Genomic DNA, 1,668 nt, shown 5'->3' on the forward strand with positions numbered 1-1,668 from the left:
AGAAGGTGTTGTCTTTCCGGACGTGATCGACGCGTTTCCGCTGGTCAGGGGTAGGAGTGTTGGTTCCGTGGGAGTGGTGGCCTGTCGGGTCGTCGTTCCCCGGGAGGTCGCGGATGCCGTCGGTTGTTGGACTGCTGGAACAGCACGAGCTCGCCGCTCGGCGTCGAGTCGACGGACTGCGGGAGGAGGCCGACCGCATCCAGGCCGAGCTTGCCGCGGCCGAGCTGGAATGGCAGGAGTGGACGATCGCTCGCAGGCGGGTCGATACGGTGCTGGCTCCGGACGACGGTGCCACCGCCGAGGCGGAGGTCACCGCGGATCCGCGGGATGCGCAGGTGCAGTCGGCGCTCCGGGACGCGGCGAAGCCGAAGTCGCAGGTGCCGGTGTGGCGCCAGGGGTTGGCCTGGTCGGTGCTGTCGGTGGACTACCAGCGCATCCTCGTGGCGCTCGCGGACCGGGCCCGGCTCCATCAAGGGCCGTTGACCTGTCAGGAGATGGCCGTGGCGTTCGGCCTGGATGTGGTGCCGGCGAAGGTGGAGGCGCTGCGGTCGAAAGCGAAACGCCTGGCAGCCCGCGGCTGGCTGGCCGAGCGGCAGCCGGGCCGGTTCACTCTTGCGGCAGGCGTGAGCGGGCCAGGCGACGAGTCATGAGCAAGGTCATCGACCAGTAGACCATCGCCTCCGCGCTGGTGGTGCGCCGCTCGAAGTCGCGCACCAGGCGGCGGCTTCGCATCAGGTGGGCGAAGAGGCGCTCGACGATCCACCGCTTGGGCAGCACCACGAAGCCGCGCATGTCGTCGCTGCGTTTCACGATCGCCAGAACCAGGGCGAACGTGGCCAGGCAGTACTCGACGAGGCTGCCGGTGTAGCCGCCATCCGCCCAGACCAGTTCGAGGCGGTGGTGCACGTCGGCGACCTGGCCGAGCAGGACCTGGGCGGCTGCGCGGTCGCCGGTGTCCGCGGCGGTGACCACCACTCCCAGCAGCAGGCCGAGGGTGTCGACCACGACGTGCCGCTTGCGGCCGTTGACCAGCTTGCCGCCGTCGAAGCCGCGGCTGTCCGTTCCGACGACGGCGTCCGCCTTGACGGACTGCGAGTCGATCACCGCGGCCGTCGGCTGCGCGTCGCGCCCCAACTCCTCGCGGACCTGTCCGCGCAACCGGTCGTGGAACTCCATGACCAGGGCGTTGTCGCGCCAGCGGCGGAAGAATGCGTAAATGCGGTCCCACGGCGGGAAGTCGACGGGCATCGCCCGCCACTTGATCCCGTTGTCCACGAGATACCGGATCGCATCGAGCATGGCCCGGTGGCAATACACCTCCGGCCGGCCGCCCCGGCCGCGCATCCAGCCCGGCACCGGAAGCAGCGGCAGGACCCGGGCCCACTCCGCGTCCGTCATGTCCGTCGGATACCGCCGCTCACGCGTCGGGTTGTCGGCGGCGTTTCCGAACCGGTGAGCCAGGCAGTCACACTCCCAGGTGACCGCGCTGGACTGCCCGGCCATCGGCACGCAAGACTGCTGCACCAGGGCCTCCTGCTGCTGCTCGGTGATTCGACACCAACGAGCTGTTCAGGAGGCCCTGTTCATATGCACCCAGCGCCCCGAGACCACCCGATCGGGACTCCCGTTCGATGCGCATCTCTCAAGATCGAAAAGACAACAGCTTCT

Annotated in this window: 2 protein-coding genes; one reads left to right on the forward strand and one right to left on the reverse strand. The window is 69.1% G+C overall.

Features of this window, described 5'->3' with window-relative positions; translation table 11 throughout:
• Positions 1-113: 113 nt before the first annotated feature.
• On the forward strand, positions 114-650 hold the full coding sequence (locus tag GRC12_RS44230; RefSeq protein WP_208786063.1) for a hypothetical protein: 537 nt from the start codon (positions 114-116) through the stop codon (positions 648-650).
• Here GRC12_RS44230 and GRC12_RS44235 read toward each other — a convergent pair.
• Entirely contained in the window at positions 607-1,524 is a 918-nt protein-coding gene (locus tag GRC12_RS44235) for an IS5 family transposase (protein ID WP_308286772.1), read from the reverse strand. The genes GRC12_RS44230 and GRC12_RS44235 overlap by 44 nt on opposite strands.
• Positions 1,525-1,668: the final 144 nt, after the last annotated feature.

The organism is Streptomyces griseorubiginosus (assembly GCF_017614965.1).
In the GTDB taxonomy this organism is placed as follows: Bacteria; Actinomycetota; Actinomycetes; order Streptomycetales; family Streptomycetaceae; genus Streptomyces; species Streptomyces griseorubiginosus_B.

Coding starts and splice junctions, on each gene's coding strand:
- GRC12_RS44230 (WP_208786063.1), top strand. CDS start 114: ATGCCGTCGGTTGTTGGACTGCTGGAACAGCACGAGCTCGCCGCTCGG.